The following is a 15,985-nucleotide window of genomic DNA, read 5'->3' on the forward strand; positions in this document are numbered from 1 at the left end:
ATGATCGGCCATGAAAGAAGACAGGGTCCTACCGCACGGCACTGGTGCGCCCTCGGAATGGATCGTCCGCTGGTCGCATCTGCTGGCGGCTGACGCCAGCGTGCTCGATGTGGCCTGCGGGCCCGGGCGGCACATGCAATGGTTCGCGGGGCGCGGTCACCCGGCCACCGGCGTCGACCGGTCGCCGGAAGCCACACAAGCCGCAGGCGCCTACGGTCGCACCGTCACCGCCGACATCGAGTCCGGCCCCTGGCCCTTCGCCGGCCAGACCTTCGGCGCGGTGGTCGTCACCAACTACCTGTGGCGCCCCCGCATGGCGGACATCGTGGCCGCCGTGGCGCCAGGTGGCGTGCTGCTCTACGAAACCTTTGCCGCCGGCAACGAAACCGTCGGCAAGCCCTCGCGCGCCGACTTCCTGCTGCAGCCCGGCGAGCTGCTGGCCGCCTGTTCGGATCTGCGCGTGGTGGCCTACGAAGACGGGTTCCTGCCCGAACCGGCGCGCTTCGTGCAGCGTATTGCCGCCATCCGCCCCCGGGAGCCGGCGCCCGGCCATCCCATGCGCCCGTTCCTTGAGGGAAACTGAAGGGGGCGGGCCGGCTGCCTTCGGGGCTGCCGGAGTAAGTAGAATCGGCGCTTTCGTCCACCGACAAAGAGATTCCCCCTTGGAGCAACTGACAGGCAGCATCGTCGCGCTCGTCACGCCGATGCACGACGACGGCAGTGTCGACTACCCCGCCCTGCGGCGGCTTATCGACTGGCACATTGACGAAGGCACCGACTGCCTTGGCGTGGTCGGCACCACCGGCGAATCGCCGACGGTCGATGTGGAAGAGCACTGCGAAATCATCCGCGTCGCGGTCGAGCAGGCCAAGGGCCGCGTGCCCGTGATGGCCGGCTGCGGCGCCAACTCGACCAAGGAAGCGATCGAGCTCGCCAAGTTCGCCAAGGGCGTGGGCGCCGATTCGCAGCTGCAGGTCGTGCCCTACTACAACAAGCCCACGCAAGAGGGCCAGTACCAGCACTTCAAGGCCATCGCCGAGGCCGTGGGCGACCTGCCCATCGTGCTCTACAACGTGCCCGGCCGCACCGTCGCCGATATGGCGCACGACACCGTGCTGCGGCTCGCGCAGGTGCCCGGCATCATCGGCATCAAGGAAGCCACCGGCAACATCGAACGGGCCCAGTGGCTCATTCGCGACCTGCCCAAGAACTTTGCCGTCTACTCCGGCGACGACCCGACCGCGGTCGCGCTCATGCTCTGCGGCGGCCAGGGCAACATCAGCGTCACGGCCAACATCGCGCCGCGCAAGATGCATGAACTCTGCGTGGCCGCGCTGGCGGGCGACGTGAAGCGTGCAATGCAGATCCAGTTCGAGCTCATGCCGCTGCACCGCAACCTGTTCGTCGAGCCCAACCCGATCCCGCTCAAGTGGGCCATGTCCAGGCTCGGCTTGTGCGGCGGCACCCTGCGGCTGCCGCTCACCGAACTCGGCGAAGCGAGCCGTCCGGCGGTCGAGGGCGCCCTGCGCGCCACCGGCCTGCTCAAGGGCTGAGCCTCAACCCCTCCATACCTCCTCCGATCCTCTTTCCCCCGGCCGCAACAGGGTTAAGCAACCTTTTGCCAGAACCGTGCTCAGAGATGGCGGGCACTGCGGCCCATAGATTGACCGAACCATTCCAACAAGGAAGACGACGTTGAAGAACCTTTCGCACCTTTCGCGATATGCACTGCTGGCCACCCTCGTTGCCAGCCTCGCCGCCTGCTCCGTCCTCGAGAGCGACAAGATCGACTACAAGAGCGCAGGCAAGGCCCCGACGCTCGAGGTCCCGCCCGACCTGTCGCAGCTCTCGCGCGACAACCGCTATGCGGTGCCCGGCGGCGCAGTCACCGCCAATGCCTACCAGGCCGGCATCGCCAATGCACCGGGTGTTCCCACCGCCGTGTCCAACCTGGGCGACGTCCGCATGGAACGCTCGGGCACGCAGCGCTGGATCGTCGTCAACCGCTCGCCCGACCAGCTCTGGGACCCGGTGAAAGACTTCTGGCAGGAAAGCGGCTTCCTGCTGACCACCGAGCAGCGCAACCTCGGCATCATGGAAACCGACTGGGCCGAGAACCGCGCCAAGCTGCCGCAGGACATCATCCGCGGCACGCTGGGCAAGCTGGTCGACTCGGTCTACTCGACCGGCGAACTCGACCGCTTCCGCACCCGCCTGGAACGCACGACCACCGGCACCGAGATCTTCGTCAGCCACCGCGGCATGCAGGAGGTCTACAACAACTCGCGCCAGGACCAGACCGTCTGGCAGCCGCGTCCCAGCGACCCTGAACTCGAAACCGAATTCCTGCGCCGCCTGATGGTCAAGCTCGGCGTGTCGCAAGAACAATCGAAGCTGCTGGCAGCGACCACCGCACCGTCGAAGACCGCCACCGTGAGCAAGGTAGGCAACCAGCCTGTGGTGCAGATCAGCGAAGGTTTCGACCGCGCATGGCGCCGTGTCGGCCTCGCCCTCGACCGCACCGGCTTCACCGTGGAAGACCGCGACCGCAGCGCCGGCATCTACTACGTCCGCTACGTGACGCCGAACCCCGACAAGAAGGAACCCGGTTTCTTCAGCAAGCTGTTCAGCAGCAGTTCGAGCAAGAACGAAGCGCCGATCAAGTTCCGCATCCTGGTCAAGAGCCAGGGCGAAGCCAGCACGGTCTCGGTGATGAACGAAACCGGTGCGCCCGAAACCTCGGCCAACGCCGACCGCATCGTCAAGGTCATTGCCGACGACTTGAAGTAACCCGCATGCTCCGCTTCCGAAGCCTCGGCAGCGGCAGCACGGGCAACGCCGCGCTGGTCGAAGCAACCAGCGGCGGCCGCACCTCCAGACTCCTGATCGACTGCGGCTTCGGCCTCAGGCAGCTCGACCTGCGGCTGGCCCAGGCGGGCCTCGCCGCCGCCGACATCGACGCCATCTTCGTCACCCACGAGCACGGCGACCACATCGGTTGCGCCCACTCGCTGTCGCGGCGCGACCGCATTCCCGTCTGGATGAGCGAAGGCACCTGGCTCGCCACGGGTGGCCGCGACTTCGAAGGCCGGCTGCACCTGGCACGCGACGATGCGGAGTTTGCCGTCGGCGACATTGCCGTGCAGCCCTTCACCGTACCGCACGATGCGCGCGAGCCATTGCAACTGCGCTGCACCGACGGCGCGCGCACGCTGGGTGTATTGACCGACCTGGGGCACGCCACGGCCCACGTGCTGAATCGCCTGAGCGGCGTGCATGCGCTGCTGCTCGAGTTCAACCACGACAGCGACCTGCTGGCCAACTCGGCCTATCCGCCGTTCCTCAAGCTGCGCGTCGGCGGCAACTACGGGCACCTGTCGAATGCGGCAGCGGCGGATATCGCGCGCGCGGTACATCACGACGGCCTGCGCCATGTGGTCGCGGCGCACCTGAGCGAACAGAACAACCGGCCCGACATCGTGCGGCGCATGATGGCCGAGGCCCTGGGCGGCCATGAGGCGGAAATGCTCACCGCCACGGCTGCCGAGGGCTCGCCCTGGCTGGATGTCTGACCGCGCCCTGCCCCAGTAGAAAAGCCGCCCTGGGGCGGCTTTCTGCTTTGTGGCGGAGGGGCTTATTGCTTGGGCGCCTCGTTCTTCTTTGCAGCCTCTGTCGCGGCATTCGCCGCATCCAGCGCCGACGAAGCGCCGGGCGAGGGTGTCGGAGCAGCTGCGGCAGGCGGCGTTGCAGGCTCGGTCACGGGAGCGGGCGGCGGTGTCACGACCGCAGGGGCGGCGTCCTCTTTCTTGCCGCAGGCAACGAGTGCGGCAGCGGCGATCAGCGAGGCAATCAGGACGGACGACGACTTCTTCATGAGGACTCCTTTGGCAATGAAGGTCTGGAATGAAAAAATTCTAGACCCGCATTCCCGCTCGAATGTGTCCCGCGGCCGCATTCGCGGCATTGGCTTACAAGCCGAGCGTCGATGCCGGAAATGCGGGCCGCCCCAGGCGCCAGCACGCGTCGATGGCTTCGCGCAACTCGCGGCGCGCGCGCGCATCGACGCCGCAGACGCCCCGGCTGCGCTCGGGGTCGATGCGATGCGCGAACCATGTGGGCGTCCAGATGGCGCTCGGCACCTCGGAACCCACCGCCTTGCCGGTCGCGCGGCATTCGATGATGTGGTCCCACATGCGGCGCCACGGGATGAAGCGCGCATGACCCCGTTCGATCACATCGAAGCGCTGCGCCAGCAGCACGAAGCGGCGGCCGCTGGCCGACCAGGCCTGCAGCGCTTCGATGCTGGCGCGTTCGCCCAGAGGCCAGTCGGCGAAGTCGGAGTCGCTGAAGACAATTTCTTTCCAGCCTTGTTGCGCAGCGGCCGACAACGCGTTTCGAACGATGACGCCGAAGTCCTCCCTGCCGTCGAAGCGGCCTTCGGCCAGCGACAGGATGGCGTCATCCGGCATGGACCCAACCCGCTTCGCACCACTCGCCCAGCAGCGCCAGGGCGCCCTCGCTGGCCCGGGCCAGTTCGCGCGGGCCGAGTGCGCGCTGGTCGGCCAGCCGGCGCATCAACGTCGCATCGGCACCGCCTGCGCGAAAGCTCTCGCCGTTGATGTAGACGTGCCGCGTGTCGTAGAGCATGCGTGTGCGGCGGTCGAGCGCCACGCGCTGCAGCGCATCGGGCACCTCGCCGCCTTCGTCGAACCAGATGTTGGCCTTGGGCTCCGTGAGCGATTCGCCAAGCGCCCGGTCGATGGCGTCGGGGTCGCGCAACGCAGCTTCGACGGCCTTGCGCGCGAAGCCCTGCAATGCGGCCGGCATCTCGGCCGGTGCGTCGACCGCGGGTTGCATCGGATCGCGATAGCGCGCGAGCTCCGCAGGGCCTGCGTCTTCGAGGTCTTCCGAGTAGGCCTGCGCCATGCGCGCAAGCAGATCGGCACCGAGCTCGCCCACGGCGGACGAGCGCAGGCCGATGGAGCAGGTCATGCAGTCGTCGCCCACCGCGACACCGTCGTGGGCGTACTTCGGCGGCAGGTACAGCATGTCGCCCGGCTCGAGCACGAAGGTCTGCTCCGGCTCGAAGTTCTCGAGGATCTTGAGTGGCACGCCCGGCTGCAGGCGCAGGTCGCTCTGCTTGCCGATGGACCAGCGGCGGCGGCCCTGCGCCTGCAGCAGGAACACGTCGTAGCTGTCGAAATGCGCGCCGACACCGCCCGTGTCGCTCGCATAGCTGATCATCAGGTCGTCGAGCCGGGCGTCGGGCAGGAAGCGGAACTGCCGCAGCAGCTCGTGCACGCCCTCGTGGTGCAGGTCGACGCCCTGCACCAGCAAGGTCCAGGCGGGCTGCTTCAGCGGCGGCAAGGCGCGCCGCTGCAACGGGCCGTGCTTCAGCGACCAGCCGGCCTTGCCGTGGCGGATGAGGCGCGACTCCACCTCCTCGCGCTCGGCCAGCGCGAACAACGCGCTGCGATCGATCGGTGGCACCATGGCGGGAATCGCCTGGCGGACCAGCAAGGGCTTTTTCTGCCAATACCGCCGCATGAACTGCGCGGCGCTCAGGCCGCCGAGCAACGGCAGCGGTTGTGTAATCTCCATGGGAGAATTCTGCAATGGAAATCTCTGAACAATGCGTGGTCGGCTTGACCTGGACGATGAAAGACACGCTCGGCGACGTGCTGGACGTGCTCGACGAGCCGGTGGAATTCATGGTGGGTGGCGACGATCTCTTCGATGTCATCGAGGCGGCCCTGCAAGGGCATGAGCCGGGCGCCCGGGTGCAATTGCAGGTCGAACCCGAACAGGGTTTCGGCGACTTCAACGACCAGTTGCTCTTCCTGGAGCCGCGTTCGCTGTTTCCCGAAGGCACGGAAGAAGGCATGACCTTCGAGGGCTCTGCCCTGCCGGAGGGCGTGAGCGACAGCATCCCGAAAGACGCGCTCTACACCGTGGCCGAAATCTATCCCGACCACCTGGTGCTCGACGGCAACCACCCGCTGGCCGGCATCGCGATCCGGCTCGACATCACCGTGCGCTCGGTGCGCGAGGCAACGGAAGAGGAAGTCGGCCGCGGCACCGCGGGTACGGCCTTCTTCAAGGTGCCGCCGATGGCACCCGGCAACCATATGCTCCACTGAGGACCGACGAGCGAGCCCCAATGAAAAGCCGGGCAGAGCCCGGCTTTTTGCTGTGCGCCGCCCCACAAGGGGCAAGCATGGCTACATGCGCGAGATCTGGCCGTTGTCGATGCGCACGCGGTCGCCGATGCGCAGGTCGCCCGGGCTCTGGACGTCGAAGGCACGGAAGCCGCCGTTGTCGGTCTGCACCGACACGCGATAGCTTTCATAGGCGCGCGGCCCGTTCTGCTGGGCCTCGATGGTGTTGCCCAGCAAGGCACCGCCCACGATGCCCAGCGCGGTCGCCGCGGCACGGCCGTTGCCGCGTCCGAACTGGTTGCCCACCACGCCGCCGATGACACCACCGGCCACGGCACCGCCGCCCGTGGTGCCGGCGCCTGCGGTTTCGCTGCGCAGCACTTCGATGTTGGCCACATGGCCGTATTCGACGTAGGACGCCTCGCGGTACTGGATGGCCTGCGGCGGCGCCTGGTAGGGATAGCGCGAGGTCTGGTAGACCGGTGCCGGTGCAACGCACGCCGTGAGCGTGGCCAGGGCCAGCACGGATGCGGTGACGGATGCGAAGCGCATTGAGATTTTCATGTTGAGATGCTCCTCGGATAGAACTGCGCACGGGAAATGCGCCTGCCTGTGCCTAACGCCGCAGCCTTCGCTGCGATGACGCAGGACACATGCTGAAACTTTCGAGCGCGGTACCCTCCGGCAGTTCCGTTCTTTACGCCTCGGATACTCAGGCTCTCCTCAGCTTTCGCTGCTCAGTGCTTGCCCGTGGAGCCGTAGCCGCCTTCGCCGCGTTGCGAAGCTGCAAATTCCGTGACCACCCGAAACTGCGCCTGTACGACCGGCACGATCACCAGTTGCGCGAGCCGCTCCATCGGCTGCAGCACGAAAGGCGTGTCGCTGCGGTTCCAGGCGCTGATCTTGAGTTCACCCTGGTAGTCGCTGTCGATCAGGCCGACGAGGTTGCCCAGCACGATGCCGTGCTTGTGGCCCAGGCCTGAACGCGGAAGGATCAGCGCTGCATAGGCCGGGTCCGCCAGGTGGATCGCGATGCCGGTGCCCACCAGCTGCCAGCCGTTGGGCTCCAGCGTGATGGGGCCATCGATGCAGGCCCGGAGGTCGAGGCCGGCGCTTCCGGGGGTGGCATACGCGGGCAATTGATCCACCATGCGCGGATCGAGGATACGAACGTCGACTTTCACTTACTTGCTGCCTTGCTTCTGTTGCTGTTCTCTTTGCTTGCGGGCGGCCTCTTCGAGCACCTGCTGCCACTTGGCAACGCCAGGTGTCAGCTTCAAACCCTTGAAAAAATTCTTGCCGAACCAGAGTGCCGCGCCCAACACCAGGATCAGCACGCCGAAAGGCACGCCGGCCAGCCACAGCGCGATGAACACCAGCGCGCCCACCGCGCCGAGCACCTTGAGCGGCAACGAGCCGAAGGCGCCACCGAGCTCCGCCTTCTTCACCTCGCCATTCGACGACTCGCGCCGTTTCGCGGCCGCCGCCGCGGGGACCTGCTGGCCGGGCGATGGCGTCATGCCGACGTCGAGCCCGTGCTCGCCCTCCTTCGGCGCGCGTGCGGGCAAGGCGGCCCGGGCCGCGAGCTGCTCCACGTAGCGGGCGAAGTCGCCATTCGGTGGCGTGTTCCATTGGGGATTCATCAGACCCTCCAGTCGGGAAGTCGTGCGGCAATCTCCGTCATCAGTTCGCGCGCCAGCGTGAGCTTGGGTGCACGGGGCAATTCGCGCACGCCCTTGGCATCCACCAGCAGCAGCGCGTTGTCGTCCTGGCCGAAGGTCAGGGGGCCGATGTTGCCGACCAGCAGCGGAATGCCCTTGCGCTCGCGCTTGGCCTTGGCGTGTTCGGCGAGGTTTTCGCTCTCGGCCGCGAAGCCGACGCAAAACAGCTTCCTGGCCTGGGCCCGCTCGCTCTTCGCCACGGTGAGCAGGATGTCGGCGTTCTCGACGAAGTTCAGCACCGGCGTCTTGCCGCTGCCGTCCTTCTTGATCTTCTGGTCGCTATGGGTCGCCGGACGCCAGTCGGCCACGGCCGCCGTTGCTACAAAAATGCTAGCACCCTGCGCAGCACGGGTGGTCGCTTCCAGCATGTCCTGCGCCGACAGTACATCGATGCGCTTCACCCCGCGCGGCGTCGGCAGGTGCACCGGCCCGGCCACCAGGGTGACTTCGGCGCCGGCCTCGCGGGCAGCCCGCGCGATGGCGAAGCCCATCTTGCCGGACGAATGGTTGGTGATGCCGCGAATCGGATCGAGTGCCTCGAAGGTCGGGCCCGCGGTGACCAGCAGCTTCTGGCCGGCCAGCAGCTTGGGCTGGAAGAAGGCCGTGATGTCTTCGAGCAGCTGCGCCGGCTCGAGCATGCGCCCGTCGCCGGTTTCGCCACAGGCCTGCCAGCCGCTGCCCACGCCCAGCACGACCGCGCCGTCGGCCGACACCTGCATCAGGTTGCGCTGGGTGGCCGGATGGGCCCACATCTCGCGGTTCATGGCCGGGGCAATCAGGAGCGGCACGCGGTCCATGGGGCGGGCCAGGCACATCAGGCTCAGCAGGTCGTCTGCCCTGCCTTGCACCAGCCGCGCCACGAAGTCGGCACTGCAGGGCGCCAGCACGATCGCATCGGCCTCGCGGCTCAGGTTGATGTGCGGCATGTTGTTGGGCTCGCGGGTGTCCCACTGCGAGGTGTAGACCGTGCGCCCCGAGAGCGCCTGCATCGTCACCGGGGTGATGAACTGTTCCGCAGCCTCGGTCATCACCACCTGGACGGTCGCGCCCGCCTTCACGAGAAGGCGGCACAGTTCGGCCGATTTGTAGCAGGCGATGCCGCCAGTGAGCCCCAGAACGATGTGTTTGCCGGCGAGATCTTGCATGGAGCGTATTGTTGCTCACATGCCGACAAGTCAGTGACAGGAAGTCCTTGGCCGAAGGTGTCGCGAAGGGCACACCTATAATCGCAATTTCCCACTGCCCGGATTCACAGCGTCCGGAACTGGCATGACCAAATTTGTCTTCGTCACCGGTGGTGTCGTATCTTCCCTTGGCAAGGGAATCGCCTCCGCCTCGCTCGCCGCGATCCTCGAATCGCGCGGCCTCCAAGTCACCCTCATCAAGCTCGATCCGTACATCAATGTCGACCCCGGCACGATGTCGCCCTTCCAGCATGGCGAGGTGTTCGTCACCGATGACGGCGCCGAGACCGACCTTGACCTCGGCCACTACGAGCGCTTCATCAACACGCGGATGCGCAAGGCCAACAACTTCACGACCGGCCAGATCTACAAGACCGTGCTCGAGAAGGAACGCCGCGGCGACTACCTCGGCAAGACGGTGCAGGTGATTCCGCACATCACCAACGAAATCCAGGAATACATCAAGCGCGGCGCCGGCATCGGCACGGCGCACGAGGTGGACGTGGCCATCGTCGAAATCGGCGGCACCGTGGGCGACATCGAATCGCTGCCCTTCCTCGAGGCCGTGCGCCAGATGAGCCTGCGCATGGGCCCGAACAACTCGGCCTTCGTGCACCTGAGCTACGTGCCCTGGATCGCCGCCGCCGGCGAGCTCAAGACCAAGCCCACGCAGCACACCGCCAAGGAACTGCGCGCCATCGGCATCCAGGCCGACGCCCTGCTGTGCCGCGCCGACCGTCCGATCCCCGACGACGAGCGCGCCAAGATCTCGCTGTTCTCGAACGTGCCCGAATGGGGCGTGATCTCGATGTGGGACGTGGACACCATCTACAAGGTGCCCCGCATGCTGCACGAACAGGGCCTGGACGGCCTGATCTGCGACAAGCTGCGCATCAACACCCCGCCCGCCAAGCTGCAGCGCTGGGACGACCTGGTCTACGAAGTCGAGCATCCGCAGCAGGAAGTGTCGATCGCCATGGTCGGCAAGTACGTCGACCTGTCGGACAGCTACAAGTCGCTCAACGAGGCGCTGCGCCATGCCGGCATGAAGAACCATGCCCGCGTGAAGATCGACTACATCGACTCCGAGACCATCACCGCGCAGGACGTGTCGCGCCTCGCCAAGTACGACGCGATCCTGGTGCCCGGCGGCTTCGGCCAACGCGGCGTCGAAGGCAAGATTTCCGCCGCCCGCTTCGCCCGCGAAGGCAAGGTGCCCTACCTCGGCATCTGCCTGGGCATGCAGGTGGCCACCATCGAGTACGCCCGCCACGTGGCGGGCCTCAAGAACGCCAACAGCACCGAGTTCGACCCCGAGACCCCCACCCCCGTGATCGCGCTGATCACCGAATGGAAGGACCGCGACGGCACCGTCAAGACGCGCGACGAGAAGTCCGACCTCGGCGGCACCATGCGCCTGGGCGCGCAAAGCTCCGACGTGTCGCCCGGCACGCTGGCGCACAGCATCTACGGCGACGTGGTCACCGAGCGCCACCGCCACCGCTACGAAGCCAACGTCAACTACCTCGACGAGCTGCGCGCCGCCGGCCTCGTGATCTCGGCGCTCACGCAGCGCGAGCACCTGACCGAAATCGTCGAACTGCCGCAGGACCTGCACCCCTGGTTCATGGGCGTGCAGTTCCACCCCGAGTTCAAGTCGACGCCGTGGGGCGGCCACCCGCTCTTCAACGCCTTCATCAAGGCAGCGCTCGATCACAAGGCCCAGAGCGCGGGCGGTGCAAAGAACCTGAAGGCTGTGGCATGAAACTCTGCGGATTCGACATCGGGCTGGACCAGCCCTTCTTCCTGATCGCCGGCCCCTGCGTGGTCGAATCCGAACAGCTGCAGATGGACACCGCCGGCACGCTGAAGGAAATCACCAGCGCGCTCGGCATTCCGTTCATCTTCAAGAGCAGCTTCGACAAGGCCAACCGCTCCTCGGGCACCAGCTTTCGCGGCCCGGGCCGCGACAAGGGCCTGGAGATCCTCGCCAAGGTGAAGCGCGAACTCGGCCTGCCCGTGCTGACCGACGTGCACACCCACGAGGACATCACCGAGGCCGCCAAGGTGGTCGACGTGCTGCAGACGCCCGCCTTCCTGTGCCGCCAGACCGACTTCATCCACGCCGCGGCGCAGTCGGGCAAGCCGGTCAACATCAAGAAGGGCCAGTTCCTCGCGCCGCACGACATGAAGAACGTGATCGACAAGGCGCGTGCGGCGGCCAGGGAAGCCGGCCTGCCCGAAGACAACTTCATGGCCTGCGAACGCGGCGCCAGCTTCGGCTACAACAACCTCGTGTCGGACATGCGCTCGCTCGCGATCATGCGCGAGACCAAGGCGCCCGTGGTGTTCGACGCCACCCACTCGGTGCAGTTGCCCGGCGGCCAGGGCACGACCTCGGGCGGCCAGCGCGAGATGGTGCCGGTGCTGTCGCGCGCGGCGGTGGCGGTCGGCGTGGCCGGCCTCTTCATGGAGACGCACCCCGACCCCGCCAAGGCACTGAGCGACGGCCCCAATGCCGTCCCCCTCAAGCACATGAAGGCCCTGCTCGAAACGCTGCTGGCGCTCGACCAGGTCACCAAGAAAAACGCTTTCCTAGAGGACAGTTTTCAAGCATGAGCAGCGGATACGTCATCGCCCACGTCGAGGTCACGAACCCGACGCAGTACGAGGAATACAAGAAGTGGTCCAGCGCCGCGATGCAGGCGCACGGCGCAGAAGTGTGCGTGCGCGGCGGCCAGATCGAAACGCTGGAGGGCGACTGGGCGCCCTCGCGCATCGTCATCCTGAAGTTCCCCAGCTTCGAGAAGGCCAAGGCCTTCTACGAAACGCCCGAATACCTGAAGGCGCGCGAAGCGCGTGCGGGCGCCGCGGTCATGCGCATGATCGCGGTCGAAGGTTTGTGATCCCCTTTATTCGCCAAAGAGACCAGAAAGAGAAAGACAGAAGATGAGTGCAATCGTTGACATCGTCGGCCGCGAAATTCTCGACAGCCGAGGCAACCCCACCGTCGAGTGCGACGTGCTGCTCGAATCGGGCACCATGGGCCGCGCGGCCGTGCCCTCGGGCGCATCGACCGGTTCGCGTGAAGCCATCGAGCTGCGCGACGGCGACAAGAGCCGCTATCTCGGCAAGGGCGTGCKCAAGGCGGTGGAGAACATCAACACCGAGATCTCGGAAGCCGTGCTCGGCCTCGACGCCAGCGAACAGGCCTTCCTCGATCGCACGATGATCGACCTCGACGGCACCGACAACAAGGCCCGCCTGGGCGCCAACGCCACCCTCGCCGTCTCGATGGCCGTGGCACGCGCCGCGGCCGAAGAGTCGGGCCTGCCGCTGTACCGCTACTTCGGCGGCATGGGCGGCATGCAGCTGCCGGTGCCGATGATGAACGTCATCAACGGCGGCGCGCACGCCAACAACAGCCTGGACCTGCAGGAGTTCATGATCATCCCCGTGGGCGCCAAGAGCTTCCGCGAGGCCGTGCGCTACGGCGCCGAAGTGTTCCATGCCCTGAAGAAGATCCTGGGCGACCGCGGCATCAGCACGGCGGTCGGCGACGAAGGCGGCTTTGCCCCCAGCGTCGAAAGCCATGAAGCCGCCATCCAGCTGATCCTCGAAGCCATCGACAAGGCCGGCTACACCGCGGGCGAACAGATCGCCCTCGGCCTCGACTGCGCGGCCAGCGAGTTCTACAAGGATGGCAACTACGTGCTCTCCGGCGAGAACCTCACCCTCTCGGCCGGCAACTGGGCCGACATGCTGGCAACCTGGGTCGACAAGTACCCGATCATCAGCATCGAAGACGGCATGCACGAAGGCGACTGGGACGGCTGGAAGCTGCTGACCGACCGCCTCGGCAAGCGCGTGCAGCTGGTGGGCGACGACCTGTTCGTCACCAACACCAAGATCCTGCAGGAAGGCATCGACAAGGGCATCGCCAACTCGATCCTGATCAAGATCAACCAGATCGGTACGCTGACCGAGACCTTCGCCGCCATCGAGATGGCCAAGCGTGCAGGCTACACGGCCGTCATTTCGCACCGCTCGGGCGAAACCGAAGACAGCACCATCGCCGACATCGCAGTGGGCACCAACGCCGGCCAGATCAAGACCGGCTCGCTCTCGCGTTCGGACCGCATCGCCAAGTACAACCAGCTGCTGCGCATCGAAGAAGACCTCGGCGACATCGCCGTCTACCCGGGCCGCGGCGCGTTCTACAACCTCAAGTGATGCCAGCCACCCGGCCCGCCAGGCCGCGCGCTTCGCCGTTCCACCCGGAGCGGCTGCGCGGCGGCAGCGGCCTGCGGGTGGCGTAGACCATGCGCGCGCGCCTCGTTCCCCCTCTCGTCCTTCTGCTCCTGCTGGTCGTCCTTCAGTGGCAGCTCTGGAACGGGCGCGGCAGCGTGCGCGATGTGCAGCAGTTGCAGACCAAGCTGGCCGACCAGAAGGACGCCAACGCCAAGGCCGCACTGAACAACGAACGGCTCTCGTCGGAGGTCAACGACCTCAAGGACGGTCTCGAAATGGTCGAGGAGCGCGCACGGGCGGAACTCGGCATGGTCAAGCCGAACGAAGTCTTTGTGCAAATCGCGCACTGAACCTTCACCCTCCCGTCCGCTGATGCCCGAGCTTCTCTCGGCCCCCGCCTTTGCGCTCTGGGGCTCCCCCGTCAGCTGGCTTGAACTGGTAGCCGCTGTCCTGGCGCTTGCCATGGTCGGCTGCAACATGCGCGAAATCCACTGGGGTTGGCCGCTCGCCATCGTCAGCTCGCTGCTCTACGTGGTGGTGTTCGCCAAGGCGCGCATCTACGGCGACGCCTCGCTCCAGGTCTTCTTTGCCTTCGTCGCGCTGTGGGGCTGGTCGCAATGGCTGCGCGGTCACCGGGCCGACGGCAGTGCACTGCGGGTCAGCCGGCTTTCGCCGCGCGGCCTCGCGCTCACGCTCGCGGCCTGCGCCTTCGCATGGCCCGCCGTCGCCCTCTTCCTGCGCCGCTTCACCGACACCGACGTGCCGTGGTGGGATGGCTTCTCCACCGGGTTGAGCCTGGTCGGCCAGTTCCTGCTCGGACGCAAGTTCATCGAGAACTGGCTCATCTGGCTGGCCGTGAACGTCGTGAGCGTGGGCCTGTTCGTCCACAAGGGGCTGTGGCTCACCGTCGGCCTCTACGCGGTATTTGCCGTGCTCAGCGTGGCCGGCTACCTGGCATGGCGGCAGCGCATGCCCGAGGCGGCACGCGCATGACGCCCACGCTGCCGACCGGCTGCGTCATCGCGGTGCTGGGCGCCGAGAGCACCGGCAAGACCGAGCTGGCACGCGCGATCGCACGGCGCCTGCAGGAGCGCGGCACGCCGACCACGCTGGTGGGCGAATACCTGCGCGAATGGTGCGAGCGCGAAGGCCGCACGCCCCGTCCGGACGAGCAGCAGGCCATTGCCGACGAGCAGACCCGCCGGATCGGCGTTGCCGCGGCAACGGGCGTCGTGGTGGCCGACACCACCGCGCTCATGACCGCGGTCTACAGCGAGCAGCTGTTCGACGAGCGCTCGCTMTACGCCGATGCGCTCGCCGCGCAGCGCCGCTACGCCATCACGCTGCTCACCGCGCTCGACATTCCCTGGACGGCCGACGACCTGCGCGACGGCCCGCATGCGCGCCAACCGACGGACACGCTGGTGCGCGCCGCACTGGCAGGGGCCGGGCTGTCGTACGCCGTGGTGCACGGCACCGGCGGCGAGCGGCTGGCCAATGCGTGGAACGCCATCAATTCGATCGCCGGCAGCGAAAGCCGCGCGCGAACGCGCGGGCAAGCCGAAGCGAAGCCCGCCTCGTGGTCATGGCCATGCGAGAAGTGCTCCGACCCGGAATGCGAACATCGGCTTTTCAGCGACCTGATCGGGCGGCGCGAGTAGGCAGCCCGCCGACTTTCCTCCATGGAGACCTGATGCCCCTGCACCACGCCTCGCGCACCGCTTTTATCTCGTTCACCTTCATCGCCACGCTGCTGGCAGCCGGCGCCGCCATCGCGGCCCCTGTCGCCGCGACCGTCGAGAACGGCACCACCACCACGGCCTGTGCCGAAGAAGACAACGTCTCGATGGTGCTGCGCGGCGACGGCATCCGCCGCATGCGCATCGAGGCGCTGCAGCCCGACTACCTCGGCAAGATCGGCAACGACGTCACGGCGCCCGACTTTTCGGGCTGCAACTTCGACGGCGGCGCCCATCCCACCGACCCGGCGCACCGCTTCAGGAAGCGCACCGTGGTGCTGCTCGACAACGCCCAGTGGCGCATCGTCGGCATGACGCTGCCCACCTTCTGGCGGCCGCAGCGCGTGCCGGTGCAGGTGGGTGCGCGCAGCGACCGCGGCTTTCATCTGCTGCAGGTGTTCAAGAAGGAAAACGGCAAGGCGCTCGAGGCCATCGTGCTCTACCCCTCCGATGGCTACTGGCGCCTCAAGCCGCTGCCCGAAGCGGGCTTCGGCGATGGCGTGTACGGCTCGTCGTTCCTGCTCGGCCCGGTCGAGCAGGCCGTGCGGCCGGTGGTGAACATCGCGTCGATCCGCGTCGTGCCGAAGCCGCTGGCGATTCACCTTCGGTTCACGAATGGCGGCAGCGCCGTGGCGCGGGTGGACGAGATCAGCCGGGCGCGGACTGCGCTCGACGTGACACTGTCCAAGCCCACCGCGAACGCGCAGCCCTTTGCCGTGCTGCGCTCGATGTACGTCACATCCGACAACGCCGACATGAGCGAAGTGCGCTGGCAGGAAGCCCCGAATGCCGCATCGCAGGCCAGGCCACTGCCCGAGGTGAAGACGTTGAACGCAACGCAGGTGCGCTTCGGCCGCAGCCTGCCGTCGAAGCACAACACGAGCGCACCCGACATCGCGTTCGGCGGCTTCGACGACCAGGCCCGCTGAGCG

20 protein-coding genes are annotated in these 15,985 nt (G+C 66.9%); 13 read left to right on the forward strand and 7 right to left on the reverse strand.

Translation table 11 applies throughout. From position 1 onward, the window contains the following. The first annotated feature begins 10 nt into the window (after nt 1–10). From AC1DXX_RS23695 to AC1DXX_RS23710, 4 genes are all read left to right on the forward strand, one after another. Nucleotides 11–583 (forward strand): class I SAM-dependent methyltransferase, encoded by a 573-nt coding sequence (locus AC1DXX_RS23695; protein ID WP_478136655.1) that lies wholly within the window; start codon nt 11–13, stop codon nt 581–583. 43 nt (nt 584–626) lie between these two features. Beyond that, a complete protein-coding gene (gene dapA / locus AC1DXX_RS23700; RefSeq protein ID WP_478136693.1) occupies nt 627–1,553 on the forward strand; it encodes a 4-hydroxy-tetrahydrodipicolinate synthase in 927 nt (308 codons plus the stop codon). A gap of 142 nt (nt 1,554–1,695) precedes the next feature. After that, nucleotides 1,696–2,790, forward strand: coding sequence for an outer membrane protein assembly factor BamC (bamC, locus tag AC1DXX_RS23705; RefSeq protein ID WP_478136656.1), 1,095 nt, complete (start codon nt 1,696–1,698; stop codon nt 2,788–2,790). A gap of 5 nt (nt 2,791–2,795) precedes the next feature. Continuing rightward, nucleotides 2,796–3,572, forward strand: coding sequence for an MBL fold metallo-hydrolase (locus AC1DXX_RS23710; RefSeq protein ID WP_478136657.1), 777 nt, complete (start codon nt 2,796–2,798; stop codon nt 3,570–3,572). Nucleotides 3,573–3,634: 62 nt separating this feature from the next. On the opposite strand, the gene AC1DXX_RS23715 is transcribed toward AC1DXX_RS23710, so the two are convergent. The 3 genes from AC1DXX_RS23715 to AC1DXX_RS23725 form a co-directional block, all read right to left on the reverse strand. Further along, nucleotides 3,635–3,874 (reverse strand): hypothetical protein, encoded by a 240-nt coding sequence (locus AC1DXX_RS23715; RefSeq protein WP_478136658.1) that lies wholly within the window; start codon nt 3,872–3,874, stop codon nt 3,635–3,637. Nucleotides 3,875–3,968: 94 nt separating this feature from the next. Next, nucleotides 3,969–4,469 (reverse strand): hypothetical protein, encoded by a 501-nt coding sequence (locus AC1DXX_RS23720; RefSeq protein ID WP_478136659.1) that lies wholly within the window; start codon nt 4,467–4,469, stop codon nt 3,969–3,971. Continuing rightward, nucleotides 4,459–5,601, reverse strand: a complete 1,143-nt coding sequence (locus tag AC1DXX_RS23725; RefSeq protein WP_478136660.1) for a JmjC domain-containing protein — start codon at nt 5,599–5,601, stop codon at nt 4,459–4,461. Before AC1DXX_RS23725 ends, AC1DXX_RS23720 begins: the two co-directional genes overlap by 11 nt. 14 nt (nt 5,602–5,615) lie before the next feature. Between AC1DXX_RS23725 and AC1DXX_RS23730 the strand changes: the two genes are divergently transcribed. Beyond that, complete coding sequence (locus tag AC1DXX_RS23730; RefSeq protein ID WP_478136661.1) at nt 5,616–6,140, forward strand: FKBP-type peptidyl-prolyl cis-trans isomerase; 525 nt, start codon at nt 5,616–5,618, stop codon at nt 6,138–6,140. A gap of 81 nt (nt 6,141–6,221) precedes the next feature. Here AC1DXX_RS23730 and AC1DXX_RS23735 read toward each other — a convergent pair whose 3' ends face one another. From AC1DXX_RS23735 to coaBC, 4 genes are all read right to left on the reverse strand, one after another. After that, nucleotides 6,222–6,722, reverse strand: a complete 501-nt coding sequence (locus tag AC1DXX_RS23735; RefSeq protein ID WP_478136662.1) for an outer membrane lipoprotein — start codon at nt 6,720–6,722, stop codon at nt 6,222–6,224. 173 nt (nt 6,723–6,895) lie between these two features. Beyond that, nucleotides 6,896–7,342, reverse strand: a complete 447-nt coding sequence (gene dut / locus AC1DXX_RS23740) for a dUTP diphosphatase (protein WP_478136663.1) — start codon at nt 7,340–7,342, stop codon at nt 6,896–6,898. Next, the gene (locus AC1DXX_RS23745) at nt 7,343–7,801 is read right to left on the reverse strand and encodes a hypothetical protein (RefSeq protein ID WP_478136664.1); all 459 of its coding nucleotides are present in this window, start codon (nt 7,799–7,801) and stop codon (nt 7,343–7,345) included. It lies immediately after the preceding gene. Beyond that, nucleotides 7,801–9,024 (reverse strand): bifunctional phosphopantothenoylcysteine decarboxylase/phosphopantothenate--cysteine ligase CoaBC, encoded by a 1,224-nt coding sequence (gene coaBC / locus AC1DXX_RS23750; RefSeq protein WP_478136665.1) that lies wholly within the window; start codon nt 9,022–9,024, stop codon nt 7,801–7,803. Before coaBC ends, AC1DXX_RS23745 begins: the two co-directional genes overlap by 1 nt. Nucleotides 9,025–9,148: 124 nt before the next feature. Between coaBC and AC1DXX_RS23755 the strand changes: the two genes are divergently transcribed. The 8 genes from AC1DXX_RS23755 to AC1DXX_RS23790 all read left to right on the forward strand — a co-directional run bounded on the left by AC1DXX_RS23755 (nt 9,149) and on the right by AC1DXX_RS23790 (nt 15,982). Continuing rightward, entirely contained in the window at nt 9,149–10,828 is a 1,680-nt protein-coding gene (locus AC1DXX_RS23755) for a CTP synthase (protein WP_478136666.1), read from the forward strand. Continuing rightward, complete coding sequence (kdsA, locus tag AC1DXX_RS23760; RefSeq protein ID WP_478136667.1) at nt 10,825–11,682, forward strand: 3-deoxy-8-phosphooctulonate synthase; 858 nt, start codon at nt 10,825–10,827, stop codon at nt 11,680–11,682. The genes AC1DXX_RS23755 and kdsA overlap by 4 nt, the downstream gene beginning before the upstream one ends. Beyond that, a complete protein-coding gene (locus AC1DXX_RS23765) occupies nt 11,679–11,969 on the forward strand; it encodes a DUF1330 domain-containing protein (protein ID WP_478136668.1) in 291 nt (96 codons plus the stop codon). The genes kdsA and AC1DXX_RS23765 overlap by 4 nt, the downstream gene beginning before the upstream one ends. Before the next feature lie 43 nt (nt 11,970–12,012). After that, nucleotides 12,013–13,296: a phosphopyruvate hydratase gene (eno, locus tag AC1DXX_RS23770; protein WP_478136669.1), complete on the forward strand. Its 1,284-nt coding sequence runs from the start codon at nt 12,013–12,015 to the stop codon at nt 13,294–13,296. Between the two features lie 89 nt (nt 13,297–13,385). Beyond that, on the forward strand, nt 13,386–13,664 hold the full coding sequence (gene ftsB / locus AC1DXX_RS23775; RefSeq protein ID WP_478136670.1) for a cell division protein FtsB: 279 nt from the start codon (nt 13,386–13,388) through the stop codon (nt 13,662–13,664). Nucleotides 13,665–13,686: 22 nt separating this feature from the next. Continuing rightward, nucleotides 13,687–14,307, forward strand: coding sequence for a nicotinamide riboside transporter PnuC (gene pnuC / locus AC1DXX_RS23780; protein WP_478136671.1), 621 nt, complete (start codon nt 13,687–13,689; stop codon nt 14,305–14,307). After that, nucleotides 14,304–14,975, forward strand: coding sequence for an AAA family ATPase (locus AC1DXX_RS23785; protein ID WP_478136672.1), 672 nt, complete (start codon nt 14,304–14,306; stop codon nt 14,973–14,975). The genes pnuC and AC1DXX_RS23785 overlap by 4 nt, the downstream gene beginning before the upstream one ends. 32 nt (nt 14,976–15,007) lie before the next feature. Continuing rightward, the gene (locus AC1DXX_RS23790) at nt 15,008–15,982 is read left to right on the forward strand and encodes a hypothetical protein (RefSeq protein WP_478136673.1); all 975 of its coding nucleotides are present in this window, start codon (nt 15,008–15,010) and stop codon (nt 15,980–15,982) included. Nucleotides 15,983–15,985: the final 3 nt, after the last annotated feature.

The organism is Variovorax sp. P4_B10 (assembly GCF_056402375.1).

Bases quoted from the DNA above. Each gene is read 5' to 3' on its own strand.
- AC1DXX_RS23695 (WP_478136655.1), top strand. From the start codon at position 11: ATGAAAGAAGACAGGGTCCTACCGCACGGCACTGGTGCGCCCTCGGAA.
- AC1DXX_RS23710 (WP_478136657.1), top strand. From the start codon at position 2,796: ATGCTCCGCTTCCGAAGCCTCGGCAGCGGCAGCACGGGCAACGCCGCG.
- AC1DXX_RS23715 (WP_478136658.1), bottom strand. From the start codon at position 3,874: ATGAAGAAGTCGTCGTCCGTCCTGATTGCCTCGCTGATCGCCGCTGCC.
- AC1DXX_RS23720 (WP_478136659.1), bottom strand. From the start codon at position 4,469: ATGCCGGATGACGCCATCCTGTCGCTGGCCGAAGGCCGCTTCGACGGC.
- AC1DXX_RS23725 (WP_478136660.1), bottom strand. From the start codon at position 5,601: ATGGAGATTACACAACCGCTGCCGTTGCTCGGCGGCCTGAGCGCCGCG.
- AC1DXX_RS23730 (WP_478136661.1), top strand. From the start codon at position 5,616: ATGGAAATCTCTGAACAATGCGTGGTCGGCTTGACCTGGACGATGAAA.
- AC1DXX_RS23735 (WP_478136662.1), bottom strand. From the start codon at position 6,722: ATGAAAATCTCAATGCGCTTCGCATCCGTCACCGCATCCGTGCTGGCC.
- AC1DXX_RS23745 (WP_478136664.1), bottom strand. From the start codon at position 7,801: ATGAATCCCCAATGGAACACGCCACCGAATGGCGACTTCGCCCGCTAC.
- coaBC (WP_478136665.1), bottom strand. From the start codon at position 9,024: ATGCAAGATCTCGCCGGCAAACACATCGTTCTGGGGCTCACTGGCGGC.
- AC1DXX_RS23755 (WP_478136666.1), top strand. From the start codon at position 9,149: ATGACCAAATTTGTCTTCGTCACCGGTGGTGTCGTATCTTCCCTTGGC.
- kdsA (WP_478136667.1), top strand. From the start codon at position 10,825: ATGAAACTCTGCGGATTCGACATCGGGCTGGACCAGCCCTTCTTCCTG.
- AC1DXX_RS23765 (WP_478136668.1), top strand. From the start codon at position 11,679: ATGAGCAGCGGATACGTCATCGCCCACGTCGAGGTCACGAACCCGACG.
- ftsB (WP_478136670.1), top strand. From the start codon at position 13,386: ATGCGCGCGCGCCTCGTTCCCCCTCTCGTCCTTCTGCTCCTGCTGGTC.
- pnuC (WP_478136671.1), top strand. From the start codon at position 13,687: ATGCCCGAGCTTCTCTCGGCCCCCGCCTTTGCGCTCTGGGGCTCCCCC.
- AC1DXX_RS23790 (WP_478136673.1), top strand. From the start codon at position 15,008: ATGCCCCTGCACCACGCCTCGCGCACCGCTTTTATCTCGTTCACCTTC.